The sequence below is a fragment of the Stenotrophomonas sp. MMGLT7 genome (genome assembly GCF_021168555.1).
In the GTDB taxonomy this organism is placed as follows: domain Bacteria; phylum Pseudomonadota; class Gammaproteobacteria; order Xanthomonadales; family Xanthomonadaceae; genus MMGLT7.
The window spans coordinates 77,871-90,364 of sequence record NZ_JAJOZS010000005.1 but is presented as its reverse complement, the minus strand read 5'-3'; the positions used below and the strand labels follow the sequence as shown (position 1 = coordinate 90,364).

The 12,494-nt window shown below is 72.0% G+C and carries 9 protein-coding genes; all 9 read left to right on the top strand.

Features of this window, described 5'->3' with window-relative positions; all coding sequences use genetic code 11:
• Positions 1 to 155: 155 nt before the first annotated feature.
• The 9 genes from LRX76_RS08590 (at position 156) to LRX76_RS08550 (ending at position 12,491) form a co-directional block, all read left to right on the top strand.
• Positions 156 to 2,534, top strand: a complete 2,379-nt coding sequence (locus tag LRX76_RS08590) for a TonB-dependent receptor (RefSeq protein WP_231804102.1) — start codon at positions 156 to 158, stop codon at positions 2,532 to 2,534.
• A gap of 116 nt (positions 2,535 to 2,650) precedes the next feature.
• Entirely contained in the window at positions 2,651 to 5,098 is a 2,448-nt protein-coding gene (locus LRX76_RS08585; RefSeq protein ID WP_231804100.1) for a zinc-dependent metalloprotease, read from the top strand.
• Positions 5,099 to 5,223: 125 nt separating this feature from the next.
• Positions 5,224 to 6,480 carry a dipeptidase gene (locus LRX76_RS08580; protein ID WP_231804098.1) on the top strand — a complete coding sequence of 419 codons (1,257 nt, stop codon included), beginning with the start codon at positions 5,224 to 5,226 and terminating at the stop codon, positions 6,478 to 6,480.
• A 51-nt stretch (positions 6,481 to 6,531) separates the two neighbouring features.
• A complete protein-coding gene (locus LRX76_RS08575) occupies positions 6,532 to 7,656 on the top strand; it encodes a pyridoxal phosphate-dependent aminotransferase (protein WP_231804096.1) in 1,125 nt (374 codons plus the stop codon).
• Between the two features lie 165 nt (positions 7,657 to 7,821).
• A complete protein-coding gene (locus LRX76_RS08570) occupies positions 7,822 to 8,214 on the top strand; it encodes a DUF2628 domain-containing protein (RefSeq protein ID WP_231804094.1) in 393 nt (130 codons plus the stop codon).
• 187 nt (positions 8,215 to 8,401) lie between these two features.
• Positions 8,402 to 9,478 (top strand): LacI family DNA-binding transcriptional regulator, encoded by a 1,077-nt coding sequence (locus tag LRX76_RS08565; protein WP_231804092.1) that lies wholly within the window; start codon positions 8,402 to 8,404, stop codon positions 9,476 to 9,478.
• Positions 9,478 to 10,932 carry a major royal jelly family protein gene (locus tag LRX76_RS08560; RefSeq protein ID WP_231804090.1) on the top strand — a complete coding sequence of 485 codons (1,455 nt, stop codon included), beginning with the start codon at positions 9,478 to 9,480 and terminating at the stop codon, positions 10,930 to 10,932. Before LRX76_RS08565 ends, LRX76_RS08560 begins: the two co-directional genes overlap by 1 nt.
• A gap of 43 nt (positions 10,933 to 10,975) precedes the next feature.
• Complete coding sequence (locus LRX76_RS08555) at positions 10,976 to 11,281, top strand: putative quinol monooxygenase (protein ID WP_231804088.1); 306 nt, start codon at positions 10,976 to 10,978, stop codon at positions 11,279 to 11,281.
• A 64-nt stretch (positions 11,282 to 11,345) separates the two neighbouring features.
• Entirely contained in the window at positions 11,346 to 12,491 is a 1,146-nt protein-coding gene (locus tag LRX76_RS08550; RefSeq protein WP_231804086.1) for an aldo/keto reductase, read from the top strand.
• Positions 12,492 to 12,494: the final 3 nt, after the last annotated feature.

Here is a 12,494-nt window from a genome sequence, read left to right as displayed (position 1 = left end):
GCGATCCTGCGCGCAGGGGATCTGTTGATGAGCAACGGTTATCTGTGCGGGCGCGCCGCGCAGGGATCATGTCCGGCGGCGGCAGGGAACGTATCGCCGGCACCGCTCGCAAGGATGCGCACCACCTCCACCTTTCCTTGAACAAGACGGGCACGATGATCAACAACTCCCTGCTGGCCGCGGCCATCGCCGCGGCCCTGGTCCTTCCTGCGCACGCGCAGGAGGCTGCCACCGCCGCCGGCTCCTCCAAGACCCTGGACACGGTGATCGTCACCGGCACCAGCACCGGCGAACGCACGGTCACCAGCTCGCTGCAGCCGATCGACGTGATCAGCTCCGAGCAGCTGCAGAACCTGGGCACCACCGAGTTCGCCGCGGCGCTGGCACGGCTGGTGCCGGCGATCAGCTTCCCGCAGCCGGTGACCATCAGCGGCGCCGAAGTGGTGCGCCCGGTCACCCTGCGCGGGCTGTCGCCCGACCAGGTGCTGGTGCTGGTCAACGGCAAGCGCCGCCACAACGGCGCCTTCCTCAACATGGGCGGCGCGGTGGGCCGCGGCTCCAACCCGGTGGATCTCAACGCGATCCCGATCAGCGCCATCGCCCGCATCGAGGTGCTGCGCGACGGCGCCTCCGCGCGCTACGGTTCCGACGCGATCGGCGGCGTGATCAACGTCATCCTCAAGCAGGGCGACGAGGGCGGCAACGTCGGCTTCAAGTACGGCGGCTACAGCGAGGGCGACGGCCTGCGCCGGCAGCTGTCCGGCGATGCCGGCTTCAGGCTCGGCGAGAACGGCGGCATCCACGTCAGCGCCGAGTTCGAGAACAACGACTACACCAACCGCAGCGGCCCCTACTACGGCAGCGGCGCGATCGGCAGCGCCGCCTACGGCACCGTCGCCAGCCGCCGCGGCGATCCGGACGTGCGCTCCAACAAGGCCGCGCTGAGCGGGCACTACGCCTTCAGCGACGCCGCCGAACTCTACGTCGATGCGCTGTACCGCCGCGGCCGCTACGACACCGCGCTGGTGTTCCGCGCCGCCAACGCCTCCAACAACATCAAGGACATCTACCCGGACGGCTACCTGCCGATGGGCATCCCGATCGTGCGCGACAGCTCGGTCGTGGCCGGCCTGCGCGGCGCCATCGGCAACGGCTGGTACTACGACCTCTCGCTCAACCACGGCCAGAACGAGTACGACCAGCGCTACGACATGGTCAACGCCGACTACTACAACGCCTACGGCTGGACGCCGTTCCGCATCCAGGGCAGCAACTTCAAGAACACCCAGGACGTGGCCGACCTCGACCTGAGCCGCGACTTCGACGTCGCCGGCCTGCACGGGCCGCTGACCGTGGCCTTCGGCGTGCAGTACCTGCGCCAGCAGTACCGGATCGGGCAGGGCGACATCTACAGCCTGTACGGCAGCGGCGGCAGCCTGACCGGCCCCACGCCGGGCAAGTGGCGCCGCCACAACCTGGCCCAGTACGTGAACCTGGAGGCGGACATCAGCGAGCGCTTCTCCTCGTCGCTGGCGCTGCGGCGCGAGGACTACAGCGACTTCGGCGCGACCACCTCCGGCGCGCTGTCCGGCCGCTTCGACTTCACCCCGCGGGTGGCGCTGCGCGGCACCGTGTCCACCGGCTTCCGCGCCCCGACCCTGGTGCAGCAGTACTACTCCAACATCACCAGCCAGTACCAGGACCTGGGCAACGGCACCGTGCTGGTGGAGACCGGCACCTTCCCGGCCACCTCGCGGATCGCCAGCCTGCTCGGCGCCGAGCCGCTGAAGGCGGAGAAGTCGCGCAGCGCGACCCTCGGCCTGGTACTCAACCCGCTCGACGGCTGGAACCTGAGCCTGGATGCGTTCTACATCCGCATCGACGACCGCATCAACGTCTCCTCCAACCTCAACATCGGTTCCGAGGCGGCCCAGGCCTACCTGGCCGAGCAGGGCATCACCGCCAACTACAGCAGCCTGAGCTACTTCTCCAACGCGGTGGATACGCGCACCCGCGGCGTCGAGCTGGTCAGCCAGTACGGCTTCGACCTGGCCAGCGGCCATCGCCTCGATACCAGCCTGAGCTGGTCGTACAACGACAACGAGGTGGTCAAGGTGAAGGCCAACCCGGCCATCCTGGAGCAGCTCGGGGTCAACACCCAGCGCGTCGAGCGGCGCGAGCGCCTGGGCCTGCTGGCCGATACCAATCCGCGCACCAAGCTCAACCTCGGCGCCGACTACGACACCCGCCGGCATTGGTCGTTCCACGGCACGGTCAACCGCTACGGCTGGTACAAGACCTACAGCAACACCAGCGCCGCGCTGGACGAATGGTTCGGGCCGAAGTGGACGCTGGACCTGTCGGCGCGCTACGCGCTGGGCAGCTGGGACTTCGCCGCGGGCGCCGACAACGTGCTCGACACCCGCCCCGGGCGGGTCAACGACACCACCGACACCGGCGCGCTGTACAGCCTGTTCTCGCCGATGAGCTGGAACGGGCGCTACGTCTACGCCAGCGTCAACTACCGCTGGTGACGGCGATGGCGGATGCGGGGTGGCGCTCCCCGGGGGAGCGCCTTGGCGCGAGTCGCGGCGGCGCGGTCGCACGCTGGTGCGCGCCGCTGCTGCTGGCGCTGGCATGCTGCGGATCGATGGCCGCTGCGACGGCGGCCGTTGCGGCCGCGGTTCCGTCGCCGGCGGCGTTCCAGCCCGGGCTGTTCCCGGTGCAGGCCGACCGCGATGGCGCGCATGCGCGCATCCGCCTGCCGCGGGCCGATGCCGATGGCGTGCTCGGGCGCTACCTGTACCAGCCCTCGATCGCCGGAGGCCTGGGCGCCACCGGCGTCGGCCTGGACCGTGCCGCGCTCGGCGCGACCCAGGTGCTGGCGCTGCGCCGCGTCGGCAACAAGGTGCTGGCGCAGTTCGAGAACCATCGCTTCCGCGCGGTGGACGCCGATCGCGGCGAGGCCGAGGCGGTGCGCGCCTCGTTCCTGCCCTCGACGGTGTGGTCGGGCGAGATCGCCGCCGAGCAGGCCGACGGGTCGGTGCTGGTGGACCTGGCCGGGTTCCTGCAGCGCGATGCGGTGGACATCGCCGGGCGGCTGAAGAAGGCCGGGCAGGGCAGCTACAAGCCGGCCCCGGCGCTGGGCTACATCGATCCGGCGCAGGTGCTGGCGTTCCCGGACAACGTCGAGTTCGAGACCGTGCAGACCTTCGTCGCCGACGAGCCCGGCAGCGACGTGGCGCGGGTGGCGCCGGATGCGCACGCGCTGACCTTCACCGTGCACCATTCCTTCATCCGCCTGCCCGGGCCGGGATTCGCGCCGCGCCCGCACGACCCGCGCAGCGGCACCTCGGCGCAGGTGCTGGTGACCGACTATGCCGCTGACCTGGAGCGGCCGGTGGTCAGCCGCCTGGCGCGGCGCTTCCGGCTGCAGAAGACCGACCCGGGCGCGGCGCGCTCGCCGGTGGTCAAGCCGATCGTCTACTACATGGACCGCGCCGCGCCCGAGTCCATCCGCAATGCGCTGATGGAGGGCGCGCGCTGGTGGGCGCAGGCGTTCGACGCGGCCGGCTTCGTCGATGCGTTCCGGGTCGAGCTGCTGCCCGAGGGCGTCAACCCGGCCGATGCGCGCTACAACGTCATCAACTGGATCCACCGCGAGAGCCGCGGCTGGTCCACCGGCTACTCGGTGGTGGACCCGCGCACCGGCGAGATCGTGCGCGGCGTGGTCCAGCTGGGCTCGCTGCGGGTACGCCAGGACCAGATGATCTTCCGCGGCCTGCTCGGCACCGCCGGCGAGGGCGGCGGCGGTGCCGACGACCCGATCGAACTGGCCCATGCGCGGCTGCGCCAGCTGGCGGTGCACGAGGTCGGCCACACCCTCGGGCTGGCGCACAACTTCGCCGGCAGCAGCTACGCCGACCGCGCCTCGGTGATGGACTACCCGGCGCCGCGGGTGCGGGTGCAGGACGGCCGCCTGGACCTGTCCGACGCCTACGCGCGCGGCGTCGGCGCGTGGGACCGGTTCGCCATCGACTGGCTGTACCGGCAGTTCCCGGCCGGGACCGACGAGGCCGCCGCGCTGTCGCGCATGGCCGCCGAGGCGCAGGCCCGCGGCTACCGCTTCGTCACCGACGCCGATACCCGCGGCGTCGGCGATGCGCAGCCCTACGGCAACATGTGGGACGACGGCGAGGACGCGGTCGCCGGGCTGGCCAACGCGCTGCAGGTGCGCGACATCGCGCTGCGGCGCTTCGGTGCCGACAGCCTGCCCGACGGCACCGCGATGGCCGAGTTGCGCCGCGTGGTGGTGCCGATCTACCTGTTCCACCGCTACCAGGTCGCCGCCGCGGCCAAGCTGATCGGCGGCGTCGACTATGCCTACGCGGTCAAGGGCGACGGCCATGGCGTCGCCGCCACGATCCCCGCCGCGCGCCAGCAGGCGGCGCTGGAAGGGCTGCTGGCGGCGCTGCAGCCGCAGGTGCTGGACCTGCCGGACCGGGTGATCGAGCTGCTGTCGTCGATGCAGTCCGGCGTGCCCGACCGCCAGTACGAGATCGAGCTGCTGCCCAGCCGCGGCGGACGCGTGTTCGACCTGCCCAGCGCGGCCGAGACCGCGGCCGACGTCGTGTTCGACAGCCTGCTGGCGCCGGAGCGGTTGAACCGGCTGGCCGAACAGGCCCGGCGCGACCCGGCGCAGCTGTCGCTGCCGCAGCTGCTCGATCGCATCGGCGCCACGCTGGCGCCGGGGCAGCGCCTGCCGGCGCGGCAGCAGGAACTGCAGCGGCGCGTGCGTGCCCGCTACGCCGCCTGGCTGGCCAGCGTGCTGGAGGACAGGCGCATGTCCTCGACCGCGCTGGCGTCGGTGCGCGGGGCCGCGCAGCGCTTCGGCGAGCGCCTGCGCGACTGCCGCGGCGATGCGCTGGAAACCGATCACTGCCGCTACCTGGCCGACATGCTGACCGGTGCGCCGGCGCAGCTGCGCGCGCTGGCCGAGCCGATCGCCGAACCCGAGCCGATCCCGCCCGGTGCGCCGATCGGCAGCCGCGAGGAGTGCTGGTTCTGCAGCTCGCGGCACGCCGTTGACCCGCCGTAGGAGCGACTTCAGTCGCGATGGGGCCTTCCCGGTACAGCCCCATCGCGACTGAAGTCGCTCCTGCGGGGGCTGTCGGTTCGCCTACCATCGCGGTGTCCCCTTTCCCCGTCCCCCTGCGAGGCATCATGAAACTGCGCGGTCTTTCCCTGCTGTTGGCGCTGGCGCTGGCCTGTGCGCCGTCGGCGCAGGCGGTCGAGTTCACCCGGGCCGAGCTGGCGCGGGCGACCGCGCTGCAGAACCGGCTGCTCACCCTGGACAGCCACCTCGACACCCCGGCCAACCTCGCCCGGCCCGATTTCGACGTGCTGGCCGCGCACCCGGACAACGCGCTGGCGCAGGTGGACTACCCGCGCATGGTCGCCGGCGCGCTCGACGGCGGCTTCTGGGCGGTCTACACCGGCCAGGGCGACCGCAGCGCCCAGGCACTGCAGGACGACCGCGATGCCGGCCTGCAGCGGCTGCTGGAGATCCACCGCATGCTGGCCGCGCATCCGCGGCAGTTCGCGCTGGCGCTGACGCCGGCCGATGCCCGCCGCATCAAGGCCGACGGCAGGCGCGTGGTGTTCGTCAGCATGGAGAACGCCAGCCCGCTGGCGAAGGATCCCAGCCTGCTGAGCTTCTACGACAAGGCGGGCCTGCGCATGCTCAGCCTGGCGCACTTCGCCAATAACGAGTTCGCCGATTCGGCCACCGATCCCAAGGGCCCGGAATGGCAGGGCATCAGCCCGGCCGGCCGGGCGCTGGTGGCCGAGGCGGTGCGGCGCGGCATCGTCATCGACCAGTCGCACGCCTCCGACGCGGTGTTCGACCAGCTGCTGGAACTGCCGGTGCCGTTCGTGGCCTCGCACAGCGGCGCCCGCGCCATCTACGACCATCCGCGCAATCTCGACGATGCGCGACTGCGCAAGCTGGCGGCCAAGGGCGGCGTCATCCAGGTCAACTCCTACGGCGGCTACCTGATCGACAGCGGCGCCAGCGCCGAGCGCAAGCAGGCCGAGGAGCAGCTGATGCAGGCGTTCGGCGGCGACTGGGAGAGCCTGACCATCGCCCAGGGCGCCGAACTGACCCGGCGGCAGCGCGAGCTGGACCGCCAGTATCCGGTGCGCCAGGCCACTCTGGACGATTTCTTCGCCCACCTGGAGCACCTGCTGCAGGTGGCCGGCCCCGAGCACGTCGGCATCGGCATGGACTGGGACGGCGGCGGCGGCGTGGAGGGCATGCGCAGCGTGGCCGACCTGCCGAAGATCACCGCCTGGCTGCTGCGCAAGGGCTACAGCGAGCGGCAGATCGCCGGCATCTGGAGCGGCAATCTGCTGCAGGTGCTGCAGCGTGTGCAGGATTATGCTGCGGGACAGGCTGCCGCCGCGTCCGCGGCCGATTGAGCCAAGCATCGCTTCCCGATCACGACCTCTTCCCCCACCGTGAGAGTTGCCATGTCCGCTTCCGTCTCCCGCCGTTCCTTCCTGCAACTGTCGGCCGCCGGCGCGGCCACCTCGCTGGCCGGCCTGGGCCTGCCTGCGCTGGCGCGCACCCCGGCCGCGAACAAACCGCTGCCGTTCGGCGTGCCGGCCACCGGCGACGTCTACATCGGCGCCAACGAATACCCGCTGGGGCCGTGCCAGGCGGCGCAGGAGGCGATGGCCGCGATCCTGCCCTACGGCAACCGCTACCTGAGGGATCTGCAGAAGGGGGTGGTCGAGGTGTTCGCGCAGCAGGAGGGCGTGCCGGCGGACCACGTGGTGGCCTATCCCGGCTCCAGCGAGCCGCTGGAGTTCGCCACCCTGGCCTTCGCCTCGCCGCAGGCCAGCCTGGTGACCGCCGACCCGAGCTACGAGAACCCGTGGCGCACCGCCGGCCGGATCGGCGCGCAGATCCACCGCGTCCCGCTGCGCGAGGACTACAGCCACGACGTGCGCGCGATGTGCGCCGCCGATCCCAAGGCGGGCATGCTCTACATCTGCAGCCCCAACAATCCCACCGGCACCGTCACCCCGCGCCGGGACATCGAGTACGCGCTGGCCAACAAGCCCGCCGGCAGCGTGCTGGTGGTGGACGAGGCCTATATCCACTTCTCCGAGGAGCGCTCGGCGATCGACCTGGTCGGGACGGGCGAGGACGTGGTCGTGCTGCGCACGTTCTCCAAGCTCTACGGCATGGCCGGCATCCGCCTGGGCTTCGCGGTGGCGCGTCCGCAGCTGCTGGCGCGGATGAAGCATTTCTTCTCGGCCAACTACGTGCCGGTCACCGCCGCCGCGGCCGGCATCGCCAGCATGCAGGACCCGGAGGTGGTGCCGCAGCGCCGCGGCGAGAACCGGCGGGTGCTCAAGGCCACGGTGGACTGGCTGACCGCGCGCGGGCATGCGTGTTCGGCATCGGATTCGAACTGCTTCCTGGTCGAGGTGGGGCGCCCGGCCGCCGAGTTCTCCGCGGCGATGGCCGAGCTCGGGGTGCATGTGGGGCGCAACTGGCCGATCTGGCCGACGCGCCCGCGCATCTCGGTGGGCACCGCCGAGGAGATGGCGCGCTTCCGCCAGGCGTTCGCCCGCGTCATGGGCTGAGCCGGACAGCGTCCCCGCTGGCCCGGCGCGGGGGGAGACGGCCTGGTCCTGGCGGCGGGCCAGGCCCGGCAATGGGGGTGTGGAGCAGGCCGGCGTGCGCGGCGCGGCGATGAGCGCGATGCCGAATCCCGGTATCATGAACGGATTCATCCAACAGGTCGTGTCATGCAAGAACAGGATTTCTCGCAATACAGCCCCAAGTGGCAGTTCCGTTTCGACGCCTTCGCCCGCCACGGGGCGCCCGGCAGCCCCGGCTACAAGGAGTACTTCCGTTCGCTGGGCTTCCTCGATCGCATCAAGCTCGGGGTGAATTTCTACGCGTTCTTCTTCTCCTGGATCTTCTTCCTCGTGGTCGGCATGTGGCGCAAGGCGCTGGCGCTGGTCGGCCTGTGGCTGCTGCTGATCCTGGTGGCGTCGCTGCTGCCCGAGGCAGCCGGGCGCGTGCTCGGCATCGCCTGGTCGCTGCTGGTGGCGACCAGCGCCAATTACGCGTATTACCTGCACCGGATCAAGGGCAGCACCAGCTGGAACCCCTTCGAAGGCATCCGCCTGTTCTGATCGGGTCCGGGGCCGCGCCGGCGATGGCGCGGCCCCGGACGATGCTTTCACGCGGGTTCGACCGCCGCCGTCGATGGTAGCGCTACCATAGCCGCTCGGCGATTGCCGCCGCCGTGGAGCAGAACGTGCCTTCCGCTTGCCGATCCACCGTTGCCCGCTGGCCTGCGCGCCTGCGGGCGTCCCGGCCATGACCCCTGCCGTGCCCCGCAGGCCGCGCGCCGGCGCGCGCCGCGTCACCCTGAAGGACGTCGCCGCGCATGCCGGCGTCGGCCAGATCACCGCCTCGCGCGCGCTGCGCGAGCCGGACAAGGTGTCGCCGCACCTGCGCGAGCGCGTGCTGGAATCGATGGAGGCGCTGGGCTATGTCGCCAACCACGTCGCCAGCGGCCTGGCCTCGGGCAGCAGCCGGGTGGTGCCGGTGCTGATCCCGACCCTGGCGCACTCGGTCTACGTGCCGTTCCTGCATGGCGTGCACGAGGTGCTGGAGCGGCAAGGCTACGAGCTGCTGCTGGCCACCACCGAGTACCTGCCCGCCACCGAGGCGCAGCTGGTGTCCACGCTGCTGGGCTGGTTCCCGGCCGGGCTGCTGCTGGCCGGCGTCGACCACCTGCCGCAGACCGCCGCGCGGCTGCGGCAGGCGGTGGCGGCGGGGCTGCCGGTGGTGGAGTTCATGGACCTGGCGGACGCGCCGCTGGACATGAATGTCGGCTTCTCCCACCGCGCCGTCGGCGAGGCGGTCGCGCACTGGTTCGCCGACCGCGGCTACCGGCACATCGGCTATGCCGGCACGCTGGCCGCCAACGACGTGCGCAGCGCGCGCCGCGCCGAGGGCTTCGCCGCCGCGCTGGCCGCGCGCGGCCTGCCCGCCGGCTACGACCTGCGCGTGGACGAGCCGTTCTCGATCGCGCTCGGCGGGCGCTTGCTGGCGCAGCTGCTGGAGCGCCACCCGCAGCTGCAGGCGGTGTTCTTCGCCAACGATGACCTCGCCGCCGGCGCGGTGTTCGAGATGCAGCGGCGCGGGCTGCAGGTCGGCCGCGACCTGGCGCTGATGGGCTTCAACGACCTGGAGATCGCCGCCGCCCTGTACCCGTCGATCTCGTCGGTGGCGGTGGACCAGCACGGCATGGGCCGGCGCGCGGCCTCGCTGCTGCTGGAGCGGCTGGCCGGGCGGCGGCCGGCCTCGCCGCGCATCGACAGCGGCTTCCGCATCATCGAGCGCGACAGCACCTCCGGCGAGCCGCGCCCATCTACCTGGAGAACGTGATGGAAAAGCCCGGGAAAACAACGCCCTGCGCCTGGCTGGCCGGCTGCGTGCTGGCCCTGCTGGCGCCGGCCGCGTGGGCCGCCGACGCCGCCGACCCGGCGAGCGTGCCGGCCGGCTCGATGGAGGTGGTGGCGCGCTTCGACGGCCCCGGCCCCTCCGGCATCGCGGTGACGCCCGGCGGGCGCGTGTTCGTCGGCTTCCCGCGCCACGCCGAGAACCATGCCGGCATGACCCTGGGCGAAGTGGTGGACGGCCGGCTGCTGCCGTTCCCGGATGCGGCCACGAGCCTGCCATCGCGCGCGGCCTATGCGCAGTGGCTGGTGTCGGTGCACGGCATGACCACCGATGCGCGCGGCAACCTGTGGGTGATCGACGACGGCAAGCGCGCCGGCATCGACGGCATTCCCGACGGCGCGGCCAAGGTGGTCGGCTTCGATCCGGACACGCGCAGGACCATCGCCAGCGTCGTGCTCGAGGCGCCGGCGCTGCTGCAGGACAGCCACATGAACGACCTGCGCGTGGACCTGAGCCACGGCGCCCGCGGCACCGCCTACATCAGCGATTCCTCGTTCGGCACCGCGCCGGCGCTGGTGGTGGTGGACCTGGCCAGCGGCCGCCAGCGCCGGGTGCTGGGCGACCACGTCTCCACCCGGCCCGAGCCCGGCTTGCTGGCGATCCTGGACGGCAAGCCGATGCGCTACGACGCTAGGGCCGGTCATCCATTGCCGAGCAGGTCGCGCCGCTCCTGCGCGCGCGCGGGGCAAGGAAGAGGGAGGAAGTGGACGTGCGTCCACGCCCGAGCGATGACGCAGCCCCGGGTGCGCGCAGGAGCGGCCCTTCGGGTTGGGTCTGCAGGGCCGCCAGCCGGCGCCGCGCGGCTTGACCTGACGGCCAGTCAGGCGCGGCGCCACGCGGCACCACCTGACGGCCCTGCAGACCCAACGCGGCCTACTCGGCAATGGATGACAGGCCCTAGCCACCCGACCTTCCCGGTCGGCGGCGCCGACGCGATCACGCTGAGCGCCGACTCGCAGACGCTGTACTACGCGCCGCTGACCAGCCGCCGCCTGTACTCGATCCCCACCGCGGTGCTGGCCGACTTCGGCAACGACGAGGCCACGCTGGCCGCGGCGGTCACCGACCTGGGCGAGAAGGGCTTCGCCGACGGCATGGCCACCGACCCGCAGGGCCGGCTGTACATCACCGACGGCGAGCACGACGCGATCCTGCGGCGCTGGCCCGATGGCCGCTTCGACGTGGTCGTGCGCGACCCGCGCATCGTCTGGCCGGACGGCATCTACGCCACCGCCACGCACGTGTACGTAACCTTGGGGCAATGGGATCGCCTGCCCGGCTTCAACCAGGGCCGCGACCTGCGCCAGCCACCGTACCTGCTAGTGCGCGCGCCGATCGAGCCGGCGCCCACGCTGACCGCGGCCACCGCTTCGCCCTGAGTCCGGCCACGGCCTTCCATCCGACACTTCAAGGAGTCAGGCAATGTCCAGCGAGATCCGCGTCGTCGCCATCGTCCAGGCCAAGCCCGGGCAGGCGCCGGCCGTCGCCCGTGCCATCGCCGCCTGCGTGGCCTCCAGCCGCGCCGAGGCGGGCTGCCACGAGTACACCGCGCACCGCGACCGGGAGCATCCGGACCGTTTCGTCTTCGTCGAGCGCTGGGCCGATGGCGATGCCATGGCCGCGCACGAGCGCAGCGCGCACTTCCAGGCACTGGCGCAGGCGCTGGCGCCGCGGGTCCAGGGCGAGCTGCAGGTGCTGAAGCTGGAGGAACTGGCCGCGGCGCCGTGACCGTGGCGGCCATGCGAAGGCCTGCCGCCCCTGCCCATCCCCATCCACAGATCCAGGAGGACGCATGAACGCACGACGCCGTTTCCTTTCCGCCGCCGCCATCGGTGGCGCCGCCCTGGCCGCCGGCCCGCTGCTGGCACAGTCGACGGTGCCCGGCAGCCTGCTGCCGACCCGCGGCAGCGTCCGTCCCGGTCCGCTGCCCGGCAACGCGCCGCGCGCCGGCGGCCGCTTCCGCCCTCCGACCCGGCTGGGCCTGGGCGGGGTCGCGATCGGCAACGGCTTCGCGCCGTCCACCGACCTGCAGAGCGAGCAGACGCTGGAGGCCGCCTATGCCGCCGGAGTGCGCTACTTCGATACCTCGCCATGGTACGGGCTGGGCCTGAGCGAGCGCCGCTTCGGCCATTTCCTGCACAACCACGCGCCGGGCGACTACGTGCTGTCCACCAAGGTCGGGCGCCTGCTGACCGCCACCCACACCCCGCCCAAGACCTCGTGGAAGGATCCTTCGCCGTTCGACTACCGCTACGACTACAGCGCCGCCGGCGTGCGCCGTTCGATCGAGGACAGCCTGCAGCGGCTGGGCGTGTCGCAGATCGACATCGTCTTCGTCCACGACCTGGCGCCGAGCAACGGCGACATCGGCGAGCGCTGGCCGGAGTACTTCGAGCAGGCCGCCAAGGGCGCGTTCCCTGAGCTGACGAAGATGCGCGAGGAGGGCCTGATCAAGGCCTGGGGCATGGGCGTGAACGATCCCGAGCCGGCGCTGCGCTGCGTGGCCGAGGCCGACCCGGACATCTTCCTGCTGGCCTGCCAGTACTCGCTGCTCGACCACGAGCGCGCGCTGCAGCAGACCTTCCCCAGGCTGGCCGAGCGCGGCATCTCGGTGGTGGTCGGTTCGCCGCTGCTGGCCGGCTACCTGGTCGGGCGCGACCGCTACCTGTACTCCGGCAGCGTGCCCGACTGGGCGCCGGACAAGCGGCGCCGGGTGCAGGCGGTGTGCGAGCGCCATGGCGTGGACCTGCGCACGGCGTCGCTGCAGTTCGCCATCGCCCCGGAGGTGGTGGCCGCGGCGATCCCCGGCGCGCGCACCGCCGAGCAGGCCAGGGCCAACGTCGCCTCGATGGGCGTGGCCATCCCCGCCGACTTCTGGGCCGAGCTCCGGCACGAGAAGCTCATCGCCGCGGATGCGCCGGTGCCGGCGGCGTCCTGACCG

Bases quoted from the DNA above. Each gene is read 5' to 3' on its own strand.
- LRX76_RS08590 (WP_231804102.1), top strand. From the start codon at position 156: ATGATCAACAACTCCCTGCTGGCCGCGGCCATCGCCGCGGCCCTGGTC.
- LRX76_RS08585 (WP_231804100.1), top strand. From the start codon at position 2,651: ATGGCCGCTGCGACGGCGGCCGTTGCGGCCGCGGTTCCGTCGCCGGCG.
- LRX76_RS08580 (WP_231804098.1), top strand. From the start codon at position 5,224: ATGAAACTGCGCGGTCTTTCCCTGCTGTTGGCGCTGGCGCTGGCCTGT.
- LRX76_RS08575 (WP_231804096.1), top strand. From the start codon at position 6,532: ATGTCCGCTTCCGTCTCCCGCCGTTCCTTCCTGCAACTGTCGGCCGCC.
- LRX76_RS08570 (WP_231804094.1), top strand. From the start codon at position 7,822: ATGCAAGAACAGGATTTCTCGCAATACAGCCCCAAGTGGCAGTTCCGT.
- LRX76_RS08565 (WP_231804092.1), top strand. From the start codon at position 8,402: ATGACCCCTGCCGTGCCCCGCAGGCCGCGCGCCGGCGCGCGCCGCGTC.
- LRX76_RS08560 (WP_231804090.1), top strand. From the start codon at position 9,478: ATGGAAAAGCCCGGGAAAACAACGCCCTGCGCCTGGCTGGCCGGCTGC.
- LRX76_RS08555 (WP_231804088.1), top strand. From the start codon at position 10,976: ATGTCCAGCGAGATCCGCGTCGTCGCCATCGTCCAGGCCAAGCCCGGG.
- LRX76_RS08550 (WP_231804086.1), top strand. From the start codon at position 11,346: ATGAACGCACGACGCCGTTTCCTTTCCGCCGCCGCCATCGGTGGCGCC.